Consider the following 26168-nt stretch of genomic DNA (forward strand, 5'->3'; position numbering starts at 1 on the left):
CCTGCGCCGATGGTACTGCACTCGACAGGGTGTGGGAGAGTAGGACACCGCCGGAACATCCTTCGCGAAGGCCCCCAGCTCATGCTGGGGGCCTTCTGCGTATCCGGGGTACCTACGCGTATCCCGGGTACATATGGATAGGGTATGGATACACAGGAGGCTCCCAGCGGACAATCAGTTCTGATGGGGCCGGGAAGACAATGATCGACAGCATGATTCACCAGCTCGCGCCACAGCGGCCGGCCGACCAGGCCCGCCGGTTCCGGTGGGCTGCTCTGTGGCTGCCCGCCACCTACAGCTATGTGGGTCTGCTGCTGCTGGGCGCCGTGGCCCTGACCATGGTCAGCGCGCCGCGGGAGTCGCGAATCGTGTTGCATGCCAGCACGAACCTGAACAATCTGACCGAGGGCCGCCTCGGCACGCTGTTCTCGAGCGCCTTCCTGGTGGGTGAGGGCGCGGCGACGGTGTTCCTGATCGTGCCGATGCTGGCCTGCCTGCTCGCCTTGGCGGAGCGCCGATTCGGGACCGTGAAGCTGGTGCACACCTTCTTCGTCGGCCATGTGGGCGCGACCGTGCTGGTGGCGGTGGGCCTGTGGGTGGCGGTGCAGTCGCAGCTGGTGCCGGGCAGTATCGCGATGGCCGAGGACGTCGGTGTCAGCTATGGCGCGATGGCCGTCGTGGGTGCGCTGGTGGCGGTGCTGCCGCCGCATCGCCGGTGGGTGTGGGCGAGTACCTGGCTGGCGTTCGCGCTGGGCGGGGTGGTGCTCTGGCACACCTTCACCAATGTGGGTCACTTCCTGGCGCTGTGCCTGGGTCTGGGCATCGGGCGGTTGACGATCCGCCGGCAGGGCGGGGCGGTGCGGCCGTTGAATGTGCCGGAATACCTGTTGCTGGCGGGCGGTTCCGTTTTTGCCTGCCTGATGCTGCTGGGCTGATGCCCGGTCACTAGACTCGACCGGTGCGCCTTGTGATTGCTCGTTGCCAGGTCGATTACGTTGGCCGTCTGACCGCCCATCTGCCCATGGCCCGTCGTCTGCTCATGATGAAGGCCGACGGTTCGGTGCTGGTCCATTCCGATGGCGGCTCCTACAAGCCGCTCAACTGGATGAGTCCGCCGTGCTGGCTGGAGGAACGGGAAACCGATTCCGAGACAACCCAACTGTGGGTGGTGTCCAACAAGGCCGGCGAGGAACTGCGCATCACCGTTGAGGACATCGAGCTGGATTCCAAGCACGAGCTGGGCGTCGATCCCGGGCTGGTGAAGGACGGCGTCGAGGCGCACCTGCAGGAGTTGCTCGCCGAGCACATCGAAACCCTCGGTCCCGGTTACACCTTGATCCGCCGCGAGTACATGACCGCCATCGGCCCGGTCGACATCCTGTGCCGTGACGCCGACGGCGCGACGGTGGCAGTGGAGATCAAACGCCGCGGTGAGATCGACGGCGTCGAACAGCTCACCCGCTACCTCGAACTCCTCAACCGCGACCCGCTGCTGGCTCCCGTCGCGGGCGTCTTCGCCGCCCAGCAGATCAAGCCGCAGGCCAAGACCCTTGCCGCCGACCGCGGCATCCGCTGCCTCACACTGGATTACGATGCCCTGCGCGGCACCGACTCCAGCGAGTTCCGGCTGTTCTAACCTCGATACCATGCCACGCCGGAAACCCCGCCCCAAGGACTCGGCGCGATCCCACTCGGACCCGCGCCCCCTGGGCGACGTCTTCGGCCGCACCGAGCACGGTCCCGGGACCGACGAGACCTTCGTCGTCCGCACGGTCCCCGGCACCCGCGCCACCAAGCCCTACCGCTGCCCCGGCTGCGACCACGTCATCCCACCGGGCACACCGCACATCGTCGCCTGGGCAGTCCACGGCGGCGAAGACGATCGCCGCCACTGGCACACCGGCTGCTGGAACGGCCGCAACACCCGCACCATCACCCGCCGCTGGTCCTGAGCCCCGGGAGGCACAAACGAATCGTGCTGGCGCCGAGTGCGTTCGGGGCGGTCTCGGTATCGATGAGCGGGACAGTTCCCGCTTCGGCGGACGTCACCTCCGTGGTCGTGCGCCAAGGCTCGCTCGTCAACGGCTCCAACGGGTTTGCATAAGGAAGGCCGCTTCCCCCGGAGGGGAAGCGGCCTTCGAACGGATGCGGGTTGTCGCCCGGTCGGTGAATTAGCTGGAGACGTCAGCGTTCTCGCGCTCGTCGACGATCTCGTCGTCTTCGCGAGCGTCGGCGATGGCCTTGCGGCCGCCCTTCTGGATGGAGCGCTGTTCCGGCGCGCCGTCGAGCAGTTCGCTCTCGCGGTTGACGGCGGCGAGCATGGCCGGGACCGAGTCGAGCTGGCCGCGGATACCGAGCAGCTGGGCCAGGACGCGGCCGCGGAGCACACGCATCTCCTCGGCAAGTTCCTTGGCGTGCGCGATCTTTCGATCCGCGGTGTTGGTCGCCGAGGTGATGAGGCGGTTGGCCTCGTCGGTGGCGTCCTTGATGCGCTGGGCGGCCTCGGCGCGCGAGGTGGCCTCCAGCTCCTCCATGGCGCGGGTCAGCTTGGTGCGCCGCTCCGCCATGGTGACCTCGAAGTCCTGCTGCGTGGCCTTGCGCTTGGCCTCGGACTCCTTGGTGAGGCGGTCGGCCTCGGCATTGGCGGCTTCGACGATCTTGGCGGACTCGGAGCGGGCGTTCGCGAGAGTCTGCTCGAACTCGATTTCGAGCGCTTCGCGCTTCTCCTTGGTCTCGGAGAGGAGCGATTCGTACTTCCCACGCATTTCGGTGGCCTGCTGCTCGGCAATCGAGATCATCTCGGCGGCCTCGGCCTGCGCCTGGGCGCGGACCTCGGAGGCCTCATCCGAGGCCAGACGCAGCATGCGGGAGATGCGATCGGACATGCCTTCGGCGGTGGTCGGCGGCACCGAGAGCCGGTCGACCTCCTTACGGAGCTCGTCGATCTCGTCCCGGGCATCCTCGAGCTGGGCCGCCAGGTTGCGGGCCTGGGCTGCAGCGGCATCGCGGTCGGTGGCGGTGACCCTCAGCTCGGCATCGAAACGGTCGAAGTAGTTACGCACCTCGTCACGGTCATAGCCCTTCCGCACAACGGTAAAGGGCAGCGCGACGAAGCGATTACGATCGGGCTCAGTGGACGACATGACCCACAAACTACAGCCTGACGACACCCGATGGTGACCCGACCGCGAATGTTGTTACGCCCTCTTTAGGAGGGCGGAACACGGTACTAGTGGGTAGTTTTCGCGGCCGGTTCGACGAGTTCCACCAGCACACCGCCAGCATCCTTGGGGTGGATGAAATTGATGCGGGAACCAGCGGTGCCGCCGCGCGGCTCTGCGTACAGCAAACGCAGGCCCCGTTCCCGAAGTTGCGCGGAAACAGCCTCGACATCGGTGACACGATACGCGAGCTGCTGCAGGCCAGGCCCGTTTCGGTCGATGAACTTCGCGATCGTCGACTCCTCGTTGAGCGGAGCCAGCAACTGCAGAGCGACCGAGCCGGCCGGAGTGCCGGGCACGGACAGCATGGCCTCGTGCACGCCCTGCGCCTCGTTGATCTCGCGATGCGTCTCCACCATGCCGAGATTGTCCCGGTACCAGGCCACCGCCGAATCGAGATCTGGCACAGCGATTCCGACGTGATCGACGGCGGTGACGTATTCCGACGGGATGAAACCGGTGTTCTCTGTGTTGCTCACACCAGTGACGGTAGCGCGCCCCTCGGAAGGATGCCGGAGCGCCGCACGTTACCTTTGAGTACGGCTCCGATGGTTGGCGGAGCAGTCACCAAACGACGTAAGCGAGGCTCATCGTGACCACCACCTCCGTCATCGTCTCCGGCGCGCGCACCCCGGTGGGCCGGCTGCTCGGATCGCTGAAGGGCTTCAGCGGCTCCGACCTGGGCGGGTTCGCCATCAAGGCGGCGCTGAAGAAGGGCGGGGTGGCGCCCGAGCAGGTCGACTACGTGATCATGGGCCAGGTGCTAACCGCGGGTGCGGGCCAGATCCCGGCCCGGCAGGCCGCGGTCGCCGCGGGTATTCCGATGGATGTCCCGGCGCTCACCGTCAACAAGGTGTGCCTGTCCGGTATCAATGCAATTGCGCTGGCGGACCAGCTGATTCGGGCCGGCGAATACGAGATCGTGGTGGCCGGCGGCCAGGAGTCCATGACCAACGCCCCGCACCTGCTGGAGAAGAGCCGCGAGGGCTACAAGTACGGCGACGTCAACCTGCGCGACAGCATGGCCTACGACGGCCTGCACGACATCTTCACCGATCAGGCCATGGGCGCGCTCACCGAGCACCGCAACGACGCCGACGCCATCAGCCGCGAGGAGCAGGACGCCTTCGCCGCCGCCTCCCACCAGAAGGCCGCGGCCGCCTGGAAGAACGGCCTCTTCACCGACGAGGTCACCCCGGTCTCGATCCCGCAGCGCAAGGGCGACCCGATCCAGTTCGCCGAGGACGAGGGCATCCGCGCCGACACCACGGCCGAGTCGCTGGGCAAGCTGCGCCCGGCCTTCGGCAAGGACGGCACCATCACCGCCGGTTCCGCCTCCCAGATCTCCGACGGCGCGGCCGCGGTGGTCGTCATGTCCAAGGCCAAGGCCGAGGAGCTGGGCCTGAGCTGGATCGCCGAGATCGGCGCGGCCGGTGTCGTGGCCGGCCCCGACTCCACCCTGCAGGACCAGCCCGCCAACGCCATCGCCAAAGCCTGTGCCAAGGAAGGCATTTCGCCCGCCGATCTGGATCTGGTCGAGATCAACGAGGCGTTCGCGGCGGTCGGCATCGCGTCGGCCCGCAAGCTCGGCATCGACCCGGAGAAGGTCAATGTCAATGGCGGCGCCATCTCCATCGGCCACCCGCTCGGCATGTCCGGCGCCCGTATCGTCCTGCACCTGGCGCTCGAGCTGCAGCGCCGCGGCGGCGGTGTCGGCGCGGCCGCGCTCTGCGGTGGCGGCGGCCAGGGCGACGCCCTCATCGTCCGCGTGCAGTAGGGACAACTGCTCATGAGGAACAGCCCCGGCTCGTGAGCCGGGGCTGTTCCGTTTCTCATACCAGGAATCCAGCGCGCCCGTCCCAGATGTGACCAGGTCCACTACAGGGCGTCGTAGGCATCGGGCAGAATGGTTGCCATGGGTGATCTGTTCGACCTGTCCACGGTCGCTAAGCGCGTGCGTTTCTTCGGCCTGCTCGAGGTGCCCTCGTGGGTGCTGCTGTTCATCGGCTCGGCCCTGAAGCGCGCGGATGCGCTGGGGATCGCCGATCAGCCGATCAAGTGGCCGGTAATGGTGTTCGGCATGCTGCACGGCATCGTGTTCCTGGCCTACGCCATCAACTGCCTGCTGGCCTCGCGCGAGTTCGAATGGCCGGGCAAGACCACGGGTCTGGCGCTGCTGTCGTCGGTGGTCCCGTTCACGTCCGTGTTCTTCGAGCGGTGGGCGATCAACTCCGGTCAGCTGGGTGAACTGAGCCAAGCCGCGGCACCCGCCGCCGCACGGTCGTGACAAACTGGATGTCGTGACTCGACCTGCACGCCGTCCCTCCGCCGCCGCAGCCGCCGCCATGTCGGGCGCGGTGGACCTGTCCGCTCTCAAGCAGCCGGCCGCCGCCGCGGGAGATGTCCCGGGTGACCATGCCGTCACCGAGGCCAATTTCGAGGATCGAGTGCTACGGCGCTCCACTCAGGTGCCGGTGGTGGTGGCGCTGTACTCGCAGCGCAGCCCCGGGAGCATCGAGCTGGTGAAGCTGCTGGAGCAGCTGGTCGGCCAGGGTGGTGGTGACTGGGATCTGGCCACCGTCGAGGCCGAGTCCAACATGCGCATCGCGCAGGCCTTCGGCGTGCAGGGCATTCCGACCGTGGTCGCCGTGGCCGCGGGCCAGCCGCTCGCCGACTTCACCGGCAATCAGCCGGAGGAGCAGGTGACCCAGTGGATCGCCGCCGTGGTGGACGCCGTGCGCGGCAAGCTCCCCGGCGTCGGCGCGGAGGCCGCCGCGGCCGAGCCCGAGGCTCCCGAGGATCCCCGCTTCGTCGCCGCCGAAGCGGCCTTGGAGCGCGGCGAATTCGACAACGCGATCGCAGCGTACGAGGCCATCCTGGCCGCCGAGCCGAACAACGCCGAGGCCAAGGCCGCCCTGCGTCAGGTCCAATTCCTTTCCCGCGTACAGGATCTCGACCCCGCCGCCGTCGCCAAGTCCGACGCCGACCCGGCCGATCTGGACGCCGCCATCGCCGCGGCCGATCTGGAAATGTTCAACCAGCAGCCGGAGGCCGCCTTCGACCGCCTCGTTGCCCAGGTCAAGCGCACCGCCGGCGACGACCGCACCAAGGCCCGCACCCACCTGCTCGAGCTCTTCGAACTCTTCGACCCCGCCGAGCCCATCGTGGTCGCCGCCCGCCGCAAGCTCGCCGCCGCCCTGTACTGACGACTGGAGATCAGGGAGCTCTCACCGCGGGGGTTCGGACGAAATCCCGCAGAGAGGGCTCCCTGATCTTGTTCAGACGGTGGGGAGGCCGGCGAGGGCGGCGTCGATACGGGGCTGGGGGAGTTCGAAGTCCGGGATTTCGCCTGCGAGATAGCGCTCGTAGGCGGTCATATCGAAGTGGCCGTGGCCGCACAGGGCGGTCAGCAGGACCTTCTCTTCACCGGATTCGGTGCACCGCTTGGCCTCTTCGATGACGGCCGCCAGGGCGTGAGAGGGCTCGGGTGCGGGGAGGATGCCCTCGGCCTTCGCGAAAGTGACCGCCGCGGCGAAGCATTCGCGCTGCTGCTTCGCCACCGCCTCGAACAATCCGAGCTCGTACATGTGCGACAGCAGCGGCGACATGCCGTGGTATCGCAGCCCGCCCGCATGCACCGGATCGGGGATGAAGTCGTGGCCCAGGGTGTGCATCTTCATCAATGGGGTGAAGCCGGCGGTGTCGCCGAAGTCGTAGGCGTAGATGCCGCGCGTGAACGACGGGCACGCTGCGGGCTCGACGGCCCGGATCACCGGATCGGTTCGGCCCGCGAGCTTTTCGCGCAGGAAGGGCAGGAACAGTCCTGCGAAGTTGGAGCCGCCTCCGGTGCAGCCGATGATCAGATCGGGCAGGCGTTCACCCGCCGCGGCGAACTGTTTCAGCGCCTCCTCCCCGATGACGGTCTGGTGCAGCAGAACATGATTGAGCACACTGCCCAGCGCGTAGCGGGTTGTCGGGTCGGCCGCGGCCACCTCCACCGCCTCGCTGATGGCGATGCCCAGGCTGCCGGGTGAATCCGGATGGTCGGCCAGGATTTTCGCGCCCGCGGCGGTGATCGGCGAGGGGCTGGCGTGCACGGTCGCGCCCCAGGTCTGCATGAGCGTGCGCCGGTGCGGTTTCTGGTCGTAGGAGGCGCGCACCATCCACACCTCGCAGTCGATGCCGTACTGCGCACAGGCGAAGGCGAGCGCGCTGCCCCACTGGCCCGCGCCCGTCTCGGTGGTCAGTCGCCGGGTGCCCTCGGCGGCGTTGTAGAACGCCTGCGGCACAGCGGTATTCGGCTTGTGTGAGCCGGCGGGGGAGACGCCCTCGTACTTGTAATAGATCCGGGCCGGGGTGCCGAGCGCCTTCTCCAGCCGTCGCGCCCGGAACAGTGGCGTCGGCCGCCAGAGCCGGTAGACGTCGATGACCTCGTCCGGAATGTCGAGGTAGCGGTCGCCGCTCACCTCCTGCCGGATGAGCTCCATCGGGAACAGCGGGGCCAGATCCTCGGGCCCGACCGGCTGTCCGGTGCCGGGGTGCAGTGGGGGCGGCGGTGGCGCGGGCAGGTCCGGGATGACGTTGTACCAACGCCTCGGGATCTCGGATTCGTCCAGCGTGATCTTGGTGCGCTCGTCCACGGGACCCTCCCGGCTCGAAACGGCTGTCTGTCCAGACTGCTCCCGCAGCGGACCCGTTGGTGTGGAATTCGCCGGATTATCACTGTCGCAGCCGCGCGGAAATTAGTAAGCTGGCGCGTATGATAAGCACGTATGAAGAATTGCTGGCCTCGGGAACCGAACTGCTCGGGCTGGACGCCCGCGCGGTGCGCGCCAGCATCGAGGTGGTGGCGGGACTCACCCCCGCCGATCTGGACGCACCCACGCCCTGCGTGGGCTGGACGCTGCGAGACCTGCTGGAGCACATGATCGTTCAGCACTACGGCTTCGCGGCCGCCGCCCGCGGCGAGAGTGATCTCGCGCTGTGGAAGCCGCAGCCGCTCGGCGGCGATCCGATCGGTGAGTACCGGGCGGCGGCCGAGCACGTGCTGGCCACCTTCGCCGAGCCGGGCGTTCTGGAACGGCAGTTCCCGCTGCCGGAGGTCCGCGACGGCATCGTGATTCCCGCGCCGCTGGCCATCAGCTTTCACTTCATCGACTACATCGTGCACGCCTGGGATGTGGCGCGGGCACTCGGCCAGACCGTGGAATTCGACGCGGACCTGCTGAGCGCGGGACTGCCGGTGGCCGAGGCGGTGCCGGGAGGACCGCACCGGGAGCGGCCCGGCGCGTCGTTCGCGCCCGAGGTGACCGCGCCGGAGGCGTCCGGGCTGGACCGGATCCTGGCAGTGCTGGGCCGCTCGCCCGGCTGGCCGGAGTGATCGGGGAGCTCTCCCGCGCGTGGTTCCCCGCTCCCGTCCGGTGGGGAACCGGTCGTCCTACCCGGTGCCGTCCGATGGCGTCTTCGACAACCAGAGGGCGCTGTTCGGCGCGAGGGTCAGGGCGGCCGACACCGGGCGGCCGTGCCAGGGCACGGGCTCGGAGGCGATTGTGTCGGCATTGCCCGCGCCGCTGCCGCCATAGGCGACGGCATCGGTGTTCAGCACCTCGTACCACGAATCCGGTTCGGGCCCGGGCAATCCGATGCGATAGCCGCCGAGCTGACGGCCCGAGAAGTTGTAGACGCAGGCGAGAATGGATCCGTCGGTGCCGTAGCGCAGGAACGACAGCACATTGTTGTCGCGGTCGTCGGCGTCGATCCAGGAGTAGCCGCCCGGCGACGTATCCTGGCTCCACAGTGCGGGATTGGCGGCATACCGCCGGTTGAGGTCCCCGACCAGCCGCTGAATGCCCTGGTGCAGAGGGTTCTCCAGCTCGTGCCAATCCAGTCCGCGATCGTGGTCCCACTCCCGGAACTGGCCGAATTCCTGGCCCATGAACAACAGCTGCTTTCCCGGATGCGCCCACATGTAGGCCAGCAGCGCGCGGACCCCGCTCGCCCTGGTGAAATCGTCACCGGGCATGCGGGTCCACAGGGTCCCCTTGCCGTAGACCACCTCGTCGTGGCTGATCGGCAGCACGTAGTTCTCGCTCCACGCATACGTCAGCGAGAAGGTGACCTCGTTGTGGTGCCAGGTCCGGTACACCGGATCGTGGGCGAGATACCCGAGCGTGTCGTGCATCCAGCCCATGTTCCATTTCATGGTGAAGCCCAGGCCGCCGACCTCGGTGGCGCGGGTGACCCCCGGCCAGGTGGTGGACTCCTCGGCCACCGTCAGTACGCCCGGATGGTGCTTGTGCACGGTCGCGTTCATTTCCTGCAGGAAGGCGACGGCCTCCAGATTCTCGCGGCCGCCGTGGATGTTCGGCTCCCAGTCGGGGCGGGAGTAGTCCAGGTAGAGCATCGAGGCCACGGCGTCCACGCGCAGGCCGTCGATGTGGAACTCCTCGATCCAGTACAGCGCGTTGGCGACCAGGAAGTTGCGGACCTCGTGGCGGCCGAAGTTGAAAACGTAGGTGCCCCAGTCGAGTTGCTCGCCGCGGCGCGGATCGGCGTGCTCGTAGAGGGCGGTGCCGTCGAATCTGGCCAGCGCCCACTCGTCCCGCGGGAAGTGCGCGGGCACCCAGTCGAGGATGACGCCGATTCCGCTGCGGTGCAGGTGATCCACCAGGAACCGGAAGTCGTCGGGGGAGCCGAAGCGGGCGGTCGGCGCGTAGTAGGAGGTGACCTGGTAACCCCAGGAGCCGCCGAAGGGATGCTCGGCCACCGGTAGCAGCTCGACATGCGTGAAGCCCTGGGCGAGCACGTATTCCGCCAGCTGCTCGGCGATCTCGCGATACCCGAGCCCCGGCCGCCACGAACCCAGATGCACCTCGTAGACGCTGACCGGCGCGCGCAGCGGATCGGTGCGGGCCCGCGCCCGCAGCCATTCGGTATCGCCCCAGGTGAATTCGCTCGCGGTGACGACCGACGCGGTCGCGGGCGGGACCTCGGTGGCGTAGGCCATCGGATCGGCGTGGTCGACGGTGCGTCCGTCCGCCCCGTGCACGCGGTACTTGTACAGCGCCCCGGCCTCGATGCCGGGCAGGAACAGCTCCCACACCCCGGAATCGCCGAGTTTCCGCATGGGGGCGGTGTTTCCGCTCCACCCGTCGAAATCCCCGATCACCGCCACGCCCCGCGCATTGGGGGCCCACACCGCGAAGGCCGTGCCGGACACCTCGCCGTCGAGGGTGGGGTAGCGCTTCGGGTGCGCGCCCAGCACCTCCCAGAGCCGCTCGTGCCGGCCCTCGCCGAGCAGGTGCAGATCGACGTCGCCGAGGGCGGGCAGGAAGCGGTACCCGTCCGCGTCCACCACCGTGCGCCCGCCCGGATAGGAGGTGACCAGGCGGTAGTCCCACAGCTGCGGGAACGGCACCACGGCCTCGAACACGCCGTGCTCGCGGTGTGCCAGTGGATGATCCACGCCGCCGATCCGGGCCGCGACCGTCTCCGCGTGCGGCCGCAGCACCCGGATGACGGTCCCGTCGGGATGCGGATGCGCCCCCAGCACCGTGTGCGGATCGGGGTGCGTGCCCGCCGCCAGCAGCAGAAGGTCGCGCCGATTCATCGGAACGATCGGCGATGGGCGAGCTCGGTGCGCGCGGCGGCCGGCACCGGCGGCAGCGCGAGAATGTGGGCCGCCACCCGGGCCGGGTCCAGGCGCACGTAATTGGTCTGGCCCCAGTGGTATTCCTCGCCGGTGACCTCGTCGTACACCGTCGGCCGGTCGTGCCATTCGCGGCCGATGGCGGGCAGGTCGAGCGAGACCATGCCCTGCTCGGCGCCGAACGGGTTCAGGTTCACCACCACGAGCACGGCGTCGCCGGTGGTGGGGTCGAACTTCGAGAACGCCAGCAGCGCATCGTTGTCCACGTAATGGAAGTGGATGCAGCGCACCTGCTGCAGCGCGGGATGCGCGCGCCGGATCTCGTTGAGCCGGGTCAGCCACGGCTCCAAGGATTCCCCGCGCGCGGCCGCCTCGGCGAAACGGCGTGGCCGCAGCTGGTATTTCTCGGAGTCCAGGTACTCCTCGCTGCCCTGCTGCACCGCCTGGTGCTCGTACAGCTCGAAGCCCGAGTACACGCCCCAGGTGGCCCCGAGCGTCGCGGCCAGCACCGCACGAATCGCGAACATGCCGGGCCCGCCGTACTGCAGGCTCTCGTGCAGGATGTCGGGGGTGTTCACGAACAGGTTGGCCCTGGCCTCATCGGCCTTGGCGGCCAATTCCCGGCCGAATTCCTCGAGGTCGTGTTTGTGGGTGCGCCAGGTGAAATACGTGTAGGACTGGCTGAATCCGCGCCGCGCCAGACCGTACATGCGCGCGGGGCGGGTGAATGCCTCCGACAGGAAGATGGTCTCCGGATTCTTCCGGTGCACCTCGGCGATCAGCCATTCCCAGAAGTCCGCCGGTTTGGTGTGCGGATTGTCGACCCGGAACACGGTGACGCCCAGGCCGATCCAATGCCGTACCACCCGCAGCACCTCGGCGTAGAGCCCGTCGGGCTCGTCGTCGAAATTGAGTGGATAGATGTCCTGATACTTCTTCGGCGGATTCTCCGCGTACGCGATGGTGCCGTCGGGCAGCGTGGTGAACCACTCCGGATGCGCCGCCACCCACGGATGGTCGGGCGCGCACTGCAGCGCCAGGTCCAGCGCCACCTCCATACCCAATTCCCGTGCGGCCGCGACGAAGTCGACGAAGTCGGCCTCGGTGCCCAGCAGCGGGTGGATGGCGTCGTGCCCGCCCTCCGCCGAGCCGATGGCCCACGGCGAGCCGACATCCGCGGGTCCCGCGGTCAGGGAGTTGTTGGGCCCCTTGCGATTCACCGTGCCGATGGGGTGGATCGGCGGCAGGTACACCACGTCGAAGCCCATGGCGGCAATACGGGGCAGATCCTTGGTGGCGGTGGCGAGGGTGCCGTGCACTGGGCGGCCCTCGGCGTCCCAGCCGCCGGTCGACCGCGGGAAGAATTCGTACCACGCCCCGACCAGCGCCCGCTGCCGCTCCACCTGCACGGTGTGCAACGGCCCGTGAGTCACGAACTCCCGCAACGGTGTTGCCCGCAGGATCTCGCCGACCTCGGCGCCGAAGGCGGCGGCGACCCGGGCGGGCAGTTGCGCGTCGCTGCGCAATGCGGCGGCCGCGGCGCGCAGGATCTCCCACTGCCGCTTCGGGACCGCGAGCGCCGCCCGCTCCAGCAGCCGGGCCCCGGTCTCCAGATCATTGGCCAGATCGACGGCGCTCTGCCCGACGGCGAGCTTGGCCTCGACCCCGGATCGCCAGGTGGCGAGGGGATCGCTCCAGCCCTCGATCCGGAAGGTCCAGCGCCCGGGCATGGTCGGGGTGAACACCGCGTTGAACACGTCCGGCTCGTACTCCGGGCTCATGCGAATGCGCTGCGTGCGTGCCGAACCCGGGGCCTGCACCGCCAGCGTGGCGGCGACCGCCTCGTGGCCCTCCCGCCAGACCACCGCTCGCACCGGGACGACCTCGCCGACCACGGCCTTGGTCGGCCGACCGCCGGGAATCACGGGGGCGGTGTCATCGATGGCGATGCGGCCGGTCACGCCCTCGAACTTACCGGAGTGGCTACTGCTGGCCCGGCTTGAGGAGCACGAACAGGCCGTGGGCCTCGGCACACAGCCGGTCGCCGTCGTGCAGGGTGGCGCGGACGAACACCTTGCGGCCCTCCTGCCGCTCCACCCAGCCGCGCAGCACCAGTTCGGTGTTCAGCGGCGTGATGGACCGGTAGTCGACGTGCAGGAAGGCGGTGCGGGTGGCCTGCCTGGTGTACAGGGCCGCCGTCATGCCGAGCAGGTCGTCGAAACCGAGGGCGATGTGGCCGCCGTGGGCCGCGCCGTTGCCGCCCAGGTGGAAGGTGCGGAAGGTGATGCGGGCGCGCACCCCGTCCTCGCCCGCGGCGTCGACCTCGAACGGCGGCAGCGTGATGTTGCCGCGCGCGGGCAGGTCGTTGCGATGCCACGCCGGCGCGTCCCATTCGTCGACGACCGCCGCGTCGAGCTTGTCGTTGAGCTCCTTCAGGGTGGCGATCACATCCAGCGCCAGCGCGTCGGACGGGTCGGCCAGCCGCACCCGGTCCATCAGCCCGCGCACCTCGTCGATGAACTCCCCGTAGTGCGCTCCACCCTTGGTGTTGTCGCGGCCCAGTTCTCGGATCGGCCGGAACCCGCCCTCGTGATGCTCCTGGGTGGGCTGTCCTTCGACCGCCTCGATCTGCTGCTCGCTCATGCCGAAACACGTTATCGGTTGCTTAGCGGATGCTCGCGCCGGGGCACCGGTAGTGAGCTGGGCAGACGGATCCCCAGGTAGGGTCTACAGGGGTGAAGGCATTGCGTCGATTCACCGTTCGTGCCCATCTGCCGGAGCGGTTGTCCGCATTGACCGAGCTGGCGACCAATTTGCGCTGGTCGTGGCATGGGCCGACCCAGGATGTTTTCGCGGAGCTGGATCCCCGGCTGTGGACCGAGGTCGGGCACGATCCCGTTCGGATGTTGGGGGAGGTGCCCGCGGCCCGGCTCGACGAGCTGGCCGGGGACGAGGCCTACGTGCGGCGGGTCGATGCCGCGGCGGCCGATCTCCAGGACTATCTGGACCGCCCTCGCTGGTTCCAGAAGCAGCAGCGCGGGCCGCGGGGGATCGCGTACTTCTCCATGGAGTTCGGCGTCACCGAGGTGCTGCCCAACTATTCGGGCGGGCTCGGGATTCTGGCTGGCGACCACCTCAAGGCCGCCTCGGATCTGGGCCTGCCGCTCATCGGCGTCGGATTGCTGTACCGCTCGGGCTATTTCCGGCAGTCGCTGACCGCCGACGGCTGGCAGGCCGAGCACTATCCGGCCCTCGACCCGATGGGGCTGCCGCTGCGGCTGCTCACAGAGGGCGGTGCGCCGGTGCTCGTGCACGTGGCCATGCCCGAGGGGCGGGTGCTGCGGGCCCGGGTGTGGATCGCCCAGGTGGGCCGGATTCCCCTGCTGCTCCTGGACTCCGATATCGCCGACAACGACCCGGAACTGCGGGCCGTCACCGACCGGCTCTACGGCGGCGATCAGGACCACCGCATCAAGCAGGAGATCCTGGCCGGCATCGGCGGCGTCCGGGCGGTGCGCGCCTACACCCGCGCCAACGGCCTGCCCGATCCCGACGTCTTCCACATGAACGAGGGCCACGCCGGATTCCTCGGCATCGAGCGCATCCGCGAATTCATGGCCGCCGGAATGGATTTCGACTCCGCGCTGACCGCGGTCCGCGCCGGCACCGTCTTCACCACCCACACCCCGGTCCCCGCGGGCATCGACCGCTTCGCCGGCTCCCTGGTGCGCCGGTACTTCGGCGGCGCGCACGGTGAACGGGAATCACCGGTGCTGCCGGGCGTTTCCGTGGACCGCATCCTGGCCATGGGGCGCAAGGCCGATCCGTCGGTGTTCAACATGGCCCACCTCGGCCTGCGCCTGGCCCAGCGCGCCAACGGCGTGTCGAAGCTGCACGGCGAGGTCAGCCGCGCCATGTTCGCGCCGCTGTGGCCGGGCTTCGACACGAGCGAAGTCCCGATCGGCTCGGTCACCAATGGCGTGCACGCCCCCACCTGGGCCGCGCGCGAATGGATCGACAAGGCCCGCGAACTCATCGGCGCCGAACTGGTCGAGGAGGCCCGCGGCTGGGAGCGGCTGTGCGATGTGGACCTGCGTGAACTGTGGTCCACCCGGAATGCCCTGCGCGGCATCCTGGTCGACGAGGTGCGCCGCCGGCTGCGCAACTCGTGGCTCGAACGCGGCGCCGCCAGCGCCGAACTCGGCTGGATCGACGAGGTTTTCGACCCGGGCGTGCTGACCGTCGGCTTCGCCCGGCGCGTCCCCACCTACAAGCGCCTCACCCTGATGCTGCGTGACCCGGAACGCCTGCGCGCCATGCTGCTCGATCCGGAGCATCCGGTGCAGCTGGTGGTCGCCGGCAAATCGCATCCGGCCGACGAGGGCGGCAAGGCGCTCATCCAGCAGGTGGTCCGCTTCGCCGACGATCCGGCCGTGCGCCACCGCATCGTCTTCCTGCCCGACTACGACATGTCCATGGCCCGCTACCTGTACTGGGGCTGCGACGTCTGGCTCAACAACCCGCTGCGCCCGCTCGAGGCCTGCGGCACCTCCGGCATGAAGTCGGCCCTCAACGGCGGCCTCAACCTGTCCGTCCGCGACGGCTGGTGGGACGAGATGTACGACGGCGAGAACGGCTGGTCCATCCCCACCGCCGACGGCGTCCGCGACGAGCACCGCCGCGACGACCTCGAGGCCTCGGCCCTCTACGACCTGATGGAACGCGCTGTGCTGCCGCGCTTCTACGACCGCGACCACGACGACCTGCCGGCCCGCTGGATGGAAATGGTCCGCCACACCCTGCGGACGCTGGGCCCGAAGGTGCTGGCCTCCCGCATGGTCCGCGACTACGCCGTCGACTATTACGCGCCCGCCGCCGCGGCCTATGAAGCGGTGTCCGCCAACGACTTCAAGGGCGCACAGGACCTGTCGGTGTACCGCCGCCGTGTCGAATCCGCCTGGCCCACGGTCAAAGTCCTGCAGGTGGACAGCTCCGGCCTGCCCGACACCCCGGTGATCGGCGCGGACCTGGACCTGCGCGCCCGCATCGACCTCGGCGGCCTCACCCCCGCCGACGTCAGTGTGCAGGCGGTGCTCGGCCGGGTCTCACCCACCGACGACCTGACCGACGTGCATACCTTCCCCATGCGCCACGCCGGAACCGATTCCGGCGCCGACATTTTCACCATCCAGACGCCGGTCCCGCTGTCCGGCGCGGTCGGATACACGATCCGCATCCTGCCGCACCACCCGCTCCTCGCCACGGCCGCCGAACTCGGCCTGATCGCCACGCCCAGCCCCTGACGATCAGGTGGGCGCGATCAGCGTCCGTTTGAGAATCTTCCCGGTGGGGTTGCGGGGCAACGCATCCAGGAACGTGACGTCGCGGGGGACGGAGAAGCGGCTGACGCGGTGGCGGATGTAGTTGCGGACCATGTCGGAGTCGAGGCCGGAGCCGGGGCGTTTGACCACGAAAGCGGCCAGGCGCTGGCCGAATTCGTGATCCGGGACGCCCACCACGGCGACCTCGCTCACCTGCGGCAGATGGGAGAGGGCCTCCTCGACGGCGCGCGGGAAGACGTTCTCGCCGCCGGAGATGATCATCTCGTCGTCGCGGCCGGCCACGAACAGCTTGCCGGAGGCGTCCAGATAGCCGATATCGCCGGTGTCGAGCATGCCGTCGGCCTCGTCGGGCGGGGTGGCGTCGGTGTAGCCGTCGAACAGCATGTGATTGCCGACGAAGATGCGCCCGGTCGCCCCCACCGGCACCGGACGCCGATCCGGGCCCAGCACCGCGAGTTTCGTGCCCAGCGGCGGCCGCCCCGCGGTGGTGGGGGACACGCGCAGATCCGCCGGATCGGCGATGGAGGCCCACGACACCTCGGTGGAGCCGTACACGTTGTAGAGGATCTCGCCGAAGGCGTCGAGGAACGCCAGCACCGTCGCACCGGCCAGCGGCGCCCCGCAACTGGCCACGATGCGCAGGCTGGACAGGTCGTAGCGGGCGCGAACATCCGTGGGCAGGTCCAGGATCCGGTTCACCATGATCGGCACCACGATCAACGCCGTCACCTTGTGCTCGGCGATGCGGCGCAGGCAGTCCTCGGCGTCGAAGCGGTCACCCAGCAGCACTGTCGCCCGGACGGCCGTGGAGATCTGCAGGGCCCCCAGCCCCCAGGTGTGGAACAGCGGGGCCGGAATGAACATGGTCTCGTTGGTGCCGAACGGAATTCGCGACAGCAGCGCCGCCACCGTCCCGAAACCCTTGGGATGCGGCCGCCGCGCGCCCTTCGGGGTTCCGCTGGTCCCCGAGGTGAGCACCACCAGGCGGCCCGGCCGCGGCGGCTTGCGCGGCGGCTCCTGGCGCATGGCGATGAGTTCCTCGATGGTGGTGCGCCCGGGATCCGGTGCGGCGTCGTCGCTGGTGAAGCGCGGCAGCTCGGTGGGCAGATACCGCACCAGATGCTCGAACTCGCTGTCCGCGAACAGCGCCGACAGCCGATGCCGCTCCACGATCTCTTCGACCTGCCGGGCGGGCAGCCCGGTATTGAGCAGCACCGCGTCCGCCCCCGATTTGCCTGCCGCCACCATGCACTCGACCATGCCGGTGTGATTGCGGCACAGCAGCCCGATCGCGGTGCCGGGCCCGAACCCCAGCGCGGCGAAGGCTCCCGCCAGAGCGCTACTGCGCGCGTGCAATTGGTCGAAGGTGCTGGAATACCGGTCGTCGATGACGGCCGGCCGTTGGGGCGAGTGGGCGGCCCCCGCGGCGTAGCCACCGGCCAGGCTGAAGCCCCACTTGGCCAGTCCGCCGATCTGCCGCAGACCCACGTCCGGCCGGTAGGTGCGCACCACACCGGAGGCAACCATCCGCTTGACCACCCCGGCCTGCAGCCGCATCCGCGAATCCTCGCCATTGACGATGAGCGAGGACGGCGTGCCCTGGACCAGGTCGCCGACCCGCCGGAGCCCGGCCAGCGTCCAGGCCACCACCGCCGAGTTCGGCAGCTGCGCGGGCAGCGGATGCACCAGCCCGGCCTTGAAGTAGGTGACGTAGATCTGGGTGTGCTGGGTGTCGCCATGCAGGCGCACGGTCGCGAAGCTGCCCTGTTCGGGGCAGTGCAGCTCGAAGCTCTCGCCGGTGCGGGTGAGGTGCAGTTGCACTCGCAGCACCCGGATTTCGATGCCATTGCCGCCGACGCGCATATTCAGCGTGGGATGCGTATCGACGGTGTCGAGTTGTTCGCATGCGCCGATTCCAGGAAATAGCCGGGGGTAGGTCTGCGGGTCGACCAGGACATCCCAGATCGCTTGGCGGTCGATCGCGAAGTCCGCGACCGCGTCGATGACATCGGTTACCACTGGCGTACTACTTCTGCCTGGCCGGTTCCCCTGAACACCTCCGGCGGAATACGTATTTGTAACGTTCCAGGCAATACGGGTCAAGGCTCTTAGATTACCGGCCGGTAGTTATTTAAATAGCCGATGAATTGCGCTGACGGCACCGGAAAAACAACACTCAGGCAGGTGGGATTGCCCACAATTCGCGGGGTCAGTGACAGATCGTGCCATCCGGACCAGTACGGTGCGCACGGCAGCCTTCTACCCTCCCGCCGACTGGAGACACCCCACATGACCACCGACGTCCTCACGCGTACCAAGGGGCGCGTCGACGCGTACTTCGGCATCAGCGAACACGGATCCACCTTCAAGCGCGAGGTCATGGCGGGAACCATCACGTTCCTCGCTATGTCGTATGTGCTCGCCGTCAACCCGCGGATCCTGGGCGACCACGGCGACCTCGGCGACAAGGGCATGCCGTTCCAGGCTGTCTTCACCGCGACCGCTGTCGCCGCCATCTTCGGCACCCTGGTCATGGGCCTGTGGGCCAAGTATCCGGTCGCGCTCGCGCCGGGCATGGGCCTCAACGCCTTCTTCGCCTACACGGTCGTCCTGCACATGGGAATCCCGTGGCAGCAAGCACTTTCGGGCACCCTCATCTCCGGTGTCGTGTTCTTCGTCCTCGCCGTCACCAAGGTGCGCGAGAAGATCATCGAAGCCATCCCCATGCAGATGAAGCTCGCGGTCGGCGCGGGCATCGGCCTGTTCGTGGCGTTCCTGGGTCTCAAGAGCGCGGGCATCGTCACCTCCGACCCGGCCACGCTCGTGCACCTGGGCAACTTCCACCACGGCACCACCCTGCTGGCGCTCTTCGGCCTGGTCGTGACCGTCGTCTTCCTGACGCTCGGCTGGCACGGCGCGGTGCTCTACGGCATCCTCTGCACCACAGTGCTCGGCATCGTCACCGGCCTGGTGCAGCTGCCGAATTCGGTCGCCGCCATGCCGCACGGGCTGGATCAGACCTTCGGCCAGGCCATCGTCCATCTGCCCGACGCCTTCACCGGGAAAATGGTGGTCGTCGTGCTGACCATGCTCTTCGTCGACTTCTTCGACGCCTCCGGCACCTTGATCGGTGTCGCCAACCAGGCCGGGCTGCTCACCAAGGACGGCAAGCTGGACCGCGCGGGCCAGGCGCTGGCCGCCGACTCGGTCGGCACCGCCGCGGGCGCGATCATCGGCACCTCCTCGACCACGGCGTATGTCGAATCCACCGCGGGTGTTTCGGCGGGTGGCCGCACCGGCCTCACGGCGGTCACCACGGCCGGCTGGTTCCTGATCGCCCTGTTCTTCTTCCCGATCTTCGCCACCTTCGCCGACGTGTCGGCCGTGACCGCGCCCGCGCTCATCGTGGTCGGCGTGCTCATGTCCCGGGCGCTGGGCGAAATCGAGTGGAACAGGCTGGAATACGCGGTCCCGGCGTTCATCACGGTGATCATGATGCCGCTGACCTACTCGATCGCGAACGGCATCGCGATGGGCCTGCTGTTCTACCCGATCGTCATGGTGGCCAAGAAGCGTGCGCGCGAGGTGCATCCGGTCATGTGGGTGCTGATGGCCGTGTTCCTCTACTACTTCTGGTACCTGGCCAAGTAGAGCCGACTCTCAGGGGTCGGCCCTGACATCCCGTTCCCGGGCGCGAGGCGGAACAGCCTCGCGCCCGGTCTCGTTGGGGACCTGCTGTAGGCTGCAAAACGGACCACGGTCCGGATAGGATCGCTGCCGAGCCGTACAAACCCGAGAGAACGAGGACCCCGACATGACCGCAACCGTGAACGCCACCGCCCGAGCCACCGCCTCGAACGGCCTCGGCGGCACCGACATCGGCCTGCTGGTCGCCCGGCTGGGCTTCGGCGGCGGACTGGCCGTGCACGGCACCCAGAAGCTGTTCGGCTGGTTCAACGGCTACGGCCTGGACGCGACCGCGCAGGGTTTCAAGGGCATGGGCTACGACCCGGGCAAGTTCTTCGCCACCCTGGCCGGCCTGAGCGAGCTCACCGGCGGGCTGCTGCTGATGCTGGGCCTGCTGACGCCGCTGGCCGGCGCCATCGCGCTGGGCACCATGATCAATGCCGTGCACGTCACCTGGAGTGGCGGATTCGCGATGTGGGAGCTGCCGGCGGTGTACGCCGTGGCGGCCGCCGCCTTCGCCTTCGCGGGGCCGGGCCGGCTGTCGCTGGACTCCGGCCGCCCGTGGCAGCGCCAGGGTCTGGTCTGGGGTGCCGGGGCGATCGCGCTGGGCGTGGTGGCCGCGCTCATCACCCTCGCGGTGAAGTAGGCCGGGAAGAAAGTTTCGGTGTCCCCGCGCCGCGTGCAGGGCTTGGCGCGGGGACGACGGACACATCCGATGTGGGAATTGGGGGGTTCACCGGAGTACCGAAAGCTAATTTACTTCTGATCGGAAGTAGGAACCACCCCTGTGACTGTTCTCACAAGCTCATTTCATTTGCGCGACACTATTTGTCAGTCTTTCGAGAGCTTTTGTCACAACCTGGGGATCGGATGTTTCCCAATATGGTGGTAATGATGCTCGGAGATAACCGCCATAGCGCGCCGTCGCCAGTCTCGAATCCAGAATTGCGATAACGCCGCGATCGTCCACACTGCGCAGCAAACGGCCCGTTCCCTGCGCCAGCAGCAGTGCCGCATGATTGGCCGCGACCGACAGGAATCCATTGCCACCGCGCGATTCCACCGCGCGCTGACGCGCCACCAGCAGCGGGTCGTCCGGGCGCGGGAACGGAATCCGGTCCAGGATCACCAGACTCAGCGACGGGCCGGGAACGTCCACGCCCTGCCACAGTGAAAGTGTCCCGAAGAGGGAGATTTCCGGGTCCTCGGCGAATTTCCGGACCAGGGCACCGGTGGCGTCGTCACCCTGGCACAGGATGGGGGTGTCGAGACGCTCCCGCAGAATTTCGGTGGCCGCCTTGGCCGCTCGCATGGACGAGAACAGCCCCAGGGTGCGCCCGCCCGCCGCGCGGATGAGGCGTTCGATCTCGTCCAGATACGACTGCGGCAGCCCGTCCCGTCCCGGCGCGGGCAAATGCTTTGCCACATAAAGGATTCCGGACTTGGCGTGGTCGAAGGGCGAGCCCACGTCGACCGAATTCCAGCGCAGCGTCTTCTCGTCCGACGGGGCCTCGGTGCCGGTGGCCAGCGCCGGGTCCACGGTCGCCGAGGACTGCGGCGGCAGCCCCCAGGTCACCGCCAGATTGTCGAACGAGCCGCCGATCTGCAGCGTCGCCGAGGTGAGAACCACGGTGGCCGTACCGAACAGGCGGCTGCGCAGCAGCCCGCCCACCGACAGCGGGGCCATGTGCAGCGTGCGGCGCGCGATGCCGCGCACATCCTCCGACGCCAGCCAGATGACATCGCGGTGCGCGGCGGGATCGGACTCCTCGAAGGTGGTCAGCACCCGCACCGCCGCGTCGTGCACCTCCTCGACGGCCGCCAGCGCCTGATTGCGGGCCGCCGCGGATTCCGGGTCGCCGGTGGCGGAACTTCCGCCCTGCGGTGCCAGGGCGGTGCGCACGTTCCAGGCCGCGTCGCGGATGAGCGCGAGCACGGGGGCCGCGCCGTCCGGCATCCGGTCCCAGCGTCCGGGCTGCAGGTCGTCGAGCAGCTCGTGCCAGGCCTCGGCCGCACCCTCGAGCCGGTCCACCTCCTGCTCGTCGATGAGTTTCGAGCACCGCTTGGCCGCGGCGCTGATGGCCGAGGTGGACAGTTCGGCGGTGGCCACGCCGGTCACCCGGTCCACCAGCTCGTGCGCCTCGTCGACGACCACCACATCGTGTTCGGGCAGTACCTGGATGCCGCTGATGGCGTCGATGGCCAGCAGTGCGTGGTTGGTGACCACCACATCGGCCTGCCCGGATTCGGCGCGCGCCTTCTCGGCGAAGCAGTCCTGCCCGAACGGGCAGCGCGACTTGCCCAGGCATTCCCGGGAACTCACGCTCACCTGCCGCCAGGCCCGATCGCTGACGCCGGGGGCGAGCTCGTCGCGGTCGCCGGTCTCGGTGTCGGAGACCCACTCGTTCAGCCGCTGCACCTCGCGGCCCAGCTTGGAAATGGCGAAGGCGTCGAAGAGTTCGGCCTCCGGCTCCTCCGGAATCGCGCTGTTGATCTTGTTCAGGCACAGATAGTTGTTGCGCCCCTTGAGAATCGCGAACTGCGGCACCCGCCCCAGCGGCGTCGCGAGCGCATCGGCCAGCCGCGGCAGATCCCGGTCCACCAGCTGCCGCTGCAACGCGATGGTCGCGGTCGACACCACCACGGTCCGCCCGGTCCGCACCGCGTGCCGCAGACTCGGCACCAGATACGCCAGCGACTTCCCGGTACCCGTCCCCGCCTGCACCGCCAGGTGCTCGCCGGTGTCGATAGCGTGCGCGACAGCCGCCGACATCGTCTGCTGCCCCTTGCGCTCCTTACCCCCCAACGCCTGCACAGCGGTGGCCAACAGCTTCGGGACGGGAGGCAGTTCAGGCACGGCGGCCAGATTACTGCGCCGCCCCGACAACCCTCGCGCAAACCTCTACGGGCCGCCCAGCAGGACCGATTTCCGCCGATCAGAGGTAGGACTTCTCACCCACCCGGGTAGTGGGTCAGTTCTCGAGTGTTCCGGCCAGTTCGACGCCGGAGGCACGGAGTTCGTCCAGGGCGGTGGCCAGGGTCGCGGGGGAGACGGCGGCGGTGAGGCCGAGGAGGACCCGGGTGTCGAAGCCTGCGGCGCGGGCGTCCAGGGCGGTGGCGCGGACGCAGTGGTCGGTGGCGATGCCGCAGACGTCGACGGCGTCGATGGCGTGGGCGCGCAGCCAGTCGGCGAGGGTGGTCGAGCCGTCGGTGGCGGTGCCCTCGAAGCCCGAATAGGCCGCGGTGTACGCGCCTTTGGAGAAGATCTCCTGGATGGGCCCGGTGTTCAGGCTGGGATGGAAGTCGGCGCCGGGGGTGCCGACGCGGCAGTGCGGGGGCCAGGTGTCGACGTAATCGGGCTGCTCGGAGAAGTGCGTGCCCGGGTCGATGTGGAAGTCGCGGGTCGCCACGATCGCGGTGTAGTCGGAGACGCCCAGGTATTCGGTGATGCGCTCGGCCACGGCCGCGCCGCCCGCGACGGCCAGCGATCCGCCTTCACAGAAATCGTTCTGGACGTCGACGACGATCAGGGCTCGGCTCATGAGCGGACCTCCCGGGAATCGGCGGCTGAACCACGACGGCGCGCCGCTCGTATTGCATTGTGCAGCCCGGCGCCCGGCCGGTCCACGGCAGCATCGGTCGCTCCATCGTGGCCGAGGCGAAAGATGTAACGGGGGAAATGATGAAAAGTGCAGCACTGATGGCCCTGCGGTTCTTCGTGGCGTTCGAGATCGCCAGTGTGGTGGCGAATCTGGCATGGCACGAGATCGCGTTCGAGGCCGACGACCTGCTGGGCGCGCTGGTGCGCACGGCCCTGTTCGCCGCGCCTGCCGCGGTGATGGCGGCGGGGCTGTGGTGGCGGGTCAGCTCAGAAACGTCGTCGGAATCGCGGGTTCGCCCGCCGACAGTTTCAGGCCCTCCCAGGGAAGGCTGATCAGGCTCTTGGCCACCAGTTCCCGGCTCTGCGCCAGGGTGGGCTGGCCGGTCAGCACCTCGCCATCCCGGACCAGCGGGACCTGGACGTCGCGGATGTCGAAGCCGTCCGGGTCGGGTCGGGCCGCGGCGGCGGGGTAGACGATTTCCTCGACGATGGTGCCGGTGCGCCGCGCCAGCCGGACCGCGCGCTTGGTGCCGCCGCGAGACTCCTTGTGGGAGCTGCGCTTCGCCACCGGGATGCCCTCCACCTCGACCAGCTTGTAGACCATGCCCGCGGTCGGCGCGCCGGAGCCGGTGACCAGTGAGGTGCCGACGCCGTAGACGTCCACCGGCTCGGCGCGCAGCGCGGCGATGGCGTATTCGTCCAGGTCACCGGACACCACGATGCGGGTGCGCACCGCGCCCAGCGCGTCGAGCTGCTCGCGCACCTGCCGGGCCAGCACACCCAGATCACCGGAATCGATGCGTACACCGCCCAATTCGGGTCCGGCCACCTCGATGGCGGCGGCCACCCCGCGGGTGATGTCGAAGGTGTCGACGAGCAGCGTGGTGCCCACGCCCAGCGCCTCGACCTGGCTGCGGAAGGCGGCCGCCTCGTGCGCGCCGTCCGCGCCGCTGTGCAGCAGGGTGAAGGCGTGTGCGCTGGTGCCGCCGCTGGGGACACCGAAGCTGCGGGCCGCCTCCAGATTGGAGGTGGCGTCGAAACCGGCCAGGTAGGCGGCGCGGGCGCTGGCGGGGGCGGCGAGTTCGTGTGTTCGGCGCGAACCCATTTCGATCATGCGGCGGCCGCCGGCGGCGCTCACCATGCGGGCGGCCGCGGCGGCGATGGCGCTGTCGTGGTTGTAAATGGACAGGATGAGGGTTTCCAGCAGCACGCATTCGGCGAAGGTGCCGCGCACGGTGACGATCGGGGAGCCGGGGAAGTAGAGCTCGCCCTCGCGGTAGCCGTCGATGTCGCCGCGGAAGCGGTAGTCGCGCAGCCACTCCAGGGTGCGGTTGTCCAGGAAGCGCTCGGCGACCGCGAGTTCGGGTTCGCCGAAACGGAATTCGCTCAGGGCCGTCAGCAACCGCCCGGTCCCCGCGACCACGCCGTAGCGCCGGCCGTTCGGCAACCTACGAGCGAATACTTCGAAGGTGCACTGCCGCTGGGCCGAACCGTCGGCCAGCGCTGCCGACAGCATGGTGAGCTCGTACTGGTCGGTCAGCAAGGCCGTACTGGTCAGTCCGTCCGCGATCATCACGAGAACACTCTAAGCACATCGACGGCCGTCCCACCGACCATGCGCCACGCCCGGGCATCGATCTCGCGTCCACGTCGGGACGGCGTGTCGCGTGGGCTGTTGTTTCTGAGTTCTCAGGTCGTACCCTGGTTGTTATGGGTCTGTGTAATCAGGACGTTGTCCGGGTCGCCGCCGGTCCGGCGGGCGTCAACGTGACTATGTCGGCGGCACAGGCGACACCGGAGGCCATTGAATACTCCGAGATTCTGGAGGCCGAGGACCGGCCGTGGGTCACCGTCGTATGGGACGATCCGGTCAACCTCATGCACTATGTGACCTACATCTTCCAGAAGCTCTTCGGCTACAGCAAAGGCAAGGCAACCGAGCTGATGCTGAAGGTCCACAACGAGGGCAAGGCCGTGGTGTCAGCCGGCTCGCGCGACAAGATGGAGCACGACGTCCAACGGCTGCACGCGGCCGGGCTGTGGGCCACCATGCAACGTGACGAGTGAACAGGACGACTACGGTAACCCCGTGCGGAAGTGGAGCAGAAAGACCTCCCTGGGCGGGCTGAAACTGCGTTCGGAAATGGACGCCCACGAGGCGGAGGTATTGCGTTCGCTGGTCGGGGCCGTCACCGGACTGCTCACCGATCGGGCCCGTTCGGCACCCGAGGACGACCTCGCGGAGCTGACCGGGCTACAGACGGGCAACACCGAACCGCCCGATGATCCGCGGCTGGCCCGGCTGCTGCCGGACTTCCATCGCCCCGAACCCGGTTCCCCCGACGCCGAGCGCGCCGGCCTCAACAGCGCCCTGCGCAGCCTGCACGAGCCGGAGATCATCGAATCGAAGGTGGCCGCCGGGCTGGTCATCCTGGAAACGCTGCCGCCGCAGGGCGGCAAGATCATCATCAGCCAGGAACAGGCGCACGCCTGGCTCACCGCGCTCAACGACGTGCGGCTGGCCCTCGGCACGGCCCTGGACATCACCACCGACACGCCCGACCATTTCCCGGACGACGATCCGCGCGGGCCGAGCCTCGAGGTCTACCACTGGCTCACCTGGATGCAGGACTCACTGATCCAGGCGCTCGCGCCCTAGGGCAGCGGAC

At 68.6% G+C, this 26168-nt stretch carries 23 protein-coding genes; 13 read left to right on the top strand and 10 right to left on the bottom strand.

What is annotated here, in order from left to right:
- The first annotated feature begins 212 nt into the window (after nt 1-212).
- The 3 genes from ACFXIV_RS17090 to ACFXIV_RS17100 are packed head-to-tail and all read left to right on the top strand — an operon-like array spanning nt 213 to nt 1952.
- Nucleotides 213-935, top strand: coding sequence for a rhomboid-like protein (locus ACFXIV_RS17090; RefSeq protein WP_379405775.1), 723 nt, complete (start codon nt 213-215; stop codon nt 933-935).
- Between the two features lie 23 nt (nt 936-958).
- Complete coding sequence (nucS, locus tag ACFXIV_RS17095; RefSeq protein WP_354850151.1) at nt 959-1636, top strand: endonuclease NucS; 678 nt, start codon at nt 959-961, stop codon at nt 1634-1636.
- 10 nt (nt 1637-1646) lie between these two features.
- Nucleotides 1647-1952: an ATP/GTP-binding protein gene (locus ACFXIV_RS17100; protein WP_354850154.1), complete on the top strand. Its 306-nt coding sequence runs from the start codon at nt 1647-1649 to the stop codon at nt 1950-1952.
- A gap of 219 nt (nt 1953-2171) precedes the next feature.
- On the opposite strand, the gene ACFXIV_RS17105 is transcribed toward ACFXIV_RS17100, so the two are convergent.
- On the bottom strand, nt 2172-3143 hold the full coding sequence (locus tag ACFXIV_RS17105) for a hypothetical protein (RefSeq protein WP_379387898.1): 972 nt from the start codon (nt 3141-3143) through the stop codon (nt 2172-2174).
- A gap of 86 nt (nt 3144-3229) precedes the next feature.
- Nucleotides 3230-3700 (bottom strand): methylmalonyl-CoA epimerase, encoded by a 471-nt coding sequence (gene mce, locus ACFXIV_RS17110; RefSeq protein ID WP_354850160.1) that lies wholly within the window; start codon nt 3698-3700, stop codon nt 3230-3232.
- Between the two features lie 113 nt (nt 3701-3813).
- On the opposite strand from mce, the gene ACFXIV_RS17115 reads away from it, so the two are divergent.
- The 3 genes from ACFXIV_RS17115 to ACFXIV_RS17125 all read left to right on the top strand — a co-directional run bounded on the left by ACFXIV_RS17115 (nt 3814) and on the right by ACFXIV_RS17125 (nt 6427).
- Nucleotides 3814-4998 carry an acetyl-CoA C-acetyltransferase gene (locus ACFXIV_RS17115; RefSeq protein ID WP_379421287.1) on the top strand — a complete coding sequence of 395 codons (1185 nt, stop codon included), beginning with the start codon at nt 3814-3816 and terminating at the stop codon, nt 4996-4998.
- Nucleotides 4999-5136: 138 nt separating this feature from the next.
- Nucleotides 5137-5508: a DUF3817 domain-containing protein gene (locus ACFXIV_RS17120; RefSeq protein ID WP_354850166.1), complete on the top strand. Its 372-nt coding sequence runs from the start codon at nt 5137-5139 to the stop codon at nt 5506-5508.
- A gap of 58 nt (nt 5509-5566) precedes the next feature.
- The gene (locus ACFXIV_RS17125; RefSeq protein ID WP_379400668.1) at nt 5567-6427 is read left to right on the top strand and encodes a tetratricopeptide repeat protein; all 861 of its coding nucleotides are present in this window, start codon (nt 5567-5569) and stop codon (nt 6425-6427) included.
- Nucleotides 6428-6499: 72 nt separating this feature from the next.
- On the opposite strand, the gene ACFXIV_RS17130 is transcribed toward ACFXIV_RS17125, so the two are convergent.
- Nucleotides 6500-7861 (bottom strand): TrpB-like pyridoxal phosphate-dependent enzyme, encoded by a 1362-nt coding sequence (locus ACFXIV_RS17130; protein WP_379400658.1) that lies wholly within the window; start codon nt 7859-7861, stop codon nt 6500-6502.
- A gap of 119 nt (nt 7862-7980) precedes the next feature.
- Between ACFXIV_RS17130 and ACFXIV_RS17135 the strand changes: the two genes are divergently transcribed.
- Complete coding sequence (locus ACFXIV_RS17135; protein WP_379400657.1) at nt 7981-8601, top strand: TIGR03086 family metal-binding protein; 621 nt, start codon at nt 7981-7983, stop codon at nt 8599-8601.
- A 57-nt stretch (nt 8602-8658) separates the two neighbouring features.
- Here the strand turns inward: ACFXIV_RS17135 and glgB are convergent, their stop codons facing one another.
- From glgB to ACFXIV_RS17150, 3 genes are read right to left on the bottom strand one after another with little or no spacing between them, the layout of a single operon-like run.
- The gene (glgB, locus tag ACFXIV_RS17140) at nt 8659-10830 is read right to left on the bottom strand and encodes a 1,4-alpha-glucan branching protein GlgB (protein WP_379400656.1); all 2172 of its coding nucleotides are present in this window, start codon (nt 10828-10830) and stop codon (nt 8659-8661) included.
- Nucleotides 10827-12830 carry a maltotransferase domain-containing protein gene (locus tag ACFXIV_RS17145; protein ID WP_379400655.1) on the bottom strand — a complete coding sequence of 668 codons (2004 nt, stop codon included), beginning with the start codon at nt 12828-12830 and terminating at the stop codon, nt 10827-10829. Before ACFXIV_RS17145 ends, glgB begins: the two co-directional genes overlap by 4 nt.
- A gap of 22 nt (nt 12831-12852) precedes the next feature.
- On the bottom strand, nt 12853-13512 hold the full coding sequence (locus ACFXIV_RS17150) for a PaaI family thioesterase (RefSeq protein ID WP_379400654.1): 660 nt from the start codon (nt 13510-13512) through the stop codon (nt 12853-12855).
- Between the two features lie 92 nt (nt 13513-13604).
- Between ACFXIV_RS17150 and glgP the strand changes: the two genes are divergently transcribed.
- Nucleotides 13605-16172, top strand: a complete 2568-nt coding sequence (gene glgP / locus ACFXIV_RS17155) for an alpha-glucan family phosphorylase (RefSeq protein ID WP_379400653.1) — start codon at nt 13605-13607, stop codon at nt 16170-16172.
- Between the two features lie 3 nt (nt 16173-16175).
- Here the strand turns inward: glgP and ACFXIV_RS17160 are convergent, their stop codons facing one another.
- Nucleotides 16176-18230 (bottom strand): AMP-binding protein, encoded by a 2055-nt coding sequence (locus ACFXIV_RS17160; RefSeq protein ID WP_379400652.1) that lies wholly within the window; start codon nt 18228-18230, stop codon nt 16176-16178.
- 270 nt (nt 18231-18500) lie between these two features.
- On the opposite strand from ACFXIV_RS17160, the gene ACFXIV_RS17165 reads away from it, so the two are divergent.
- On the top strand, nt 18501-19862 hold the full coding sequence (locus tag ACFXIV_RS17165; protein ID WP_379400651.1) for an NCS2 family permease: 1362 nt from the start codon (nt 18501-18503) through the stop codon (nt 19860-19862).
- 163 nt (nt 19863-20025) lie between these two features.
- Complete coding sequence (locus ACFXIV_RS17170) at nt 20026-20544, top strand: DoxX family protein (protein WP_379400650.1); 519 nt, start codon at nt 20026-20028, stop codon at nt 20542-20544.
- Nucleotides 20545-20703: 159 nt separating this feature from the next.
- Here ACFXIV_RS17170 and ACFXIV_RS17175 read toward each other — a convergent pair whose 3' ends face one another.
- On the bottom strand, nt 20704-22755 hold the full coding sequence (locus ACFXIV_RS17175) for an ATP-dependent DNA helicase (protein ID WP_379400649.1): 2052 nt from the start codon (nt 22753-22755) through the stop codon (nt 20704-20706).
- Nucleotides 22756-22870: 115 nt separating this feature from the next.
- Nucleotides 22871-23440 (bottom strand): isochorismatase family protein, encoded by a 570-nt coding sequence (locus ACFXIV_RS17180; protein ID WP_379400648.1) that lies wholly within the window; start codon nt 23438-23440, stop codon nt 22871-22873.
- Between the two features lie 59 nt (nt 23441-23499).
- On the opposite strand from ACFXIV_RS17180, the gene ACFXIV_RS17185 reads away from it, so the two are divergent.
- Nucleotides 23500-23832: a hypothetical protein gene (locus ACFXIV_RS17185; RefSeq protein ID WP_379400646.1), complete on the top strand. Its 333-nt coding sequence runs from the start codon at nt 23500-23502 to the stop codon at nt 23830-23832.
- On the opposite strand, the gene ACFXIV_RS17190 is transcribed toward ACFXIV_RS17185, so the two are convergent.
- On the bottom strand, nt 23762-25072 hold the full coding sequence (locus ACFXIV_RS17190) for a nicotinate phosphoribosyltransferase (protein ID WP_379400667.1): 1311 nt from the start codon (nt 25070-25072) through the stop codon (nt 23762-23764). The genes ACFXIV_RS17185 and ACFXIV_RS17190 overlap by 71 nt on opposite strands.
- A 137-nt stretch (nt 25073-25209) precedes the next feature.
- Between ACFXIV_RS17190 and clpS the strand changes: the two genes are divergently transcribed.
- Together clpS and ACFXIV_RS17200 are read left to right on the top strand one after the other, a co-directional pair.
- Complete coding sequence (gene clpS / locus ACFXIV_RS17195) at nt 25210-25566, top strand: ATP-dependent Clp protease adapter ClpS (protein WP_379400645.1); 357 nt, start codon at nt 25210-25212, stop codon at nt 25564-25566.
- Between the two features lie 22 nt (nt 25567-25588).
- Entirely contained in the window at nt 25589-26158 is a 570-nt protein-coding gene (locus tag ACFXIV_RS17200) for a DUF2017 domain-containing protein (protein WP_379387911.1), read from the top strand.
- Nucleotides 26159-26168: the final 10 nt, after the last annotated feature.

The organism is Nocardia sp. NPDC059236, from assembly GCF_042754085.1.
Lineage (GTDB): Bacteria > Actinomycetota > Actinomycetes > Mycobacteriales > Mycobacteriaceae > Nocardia.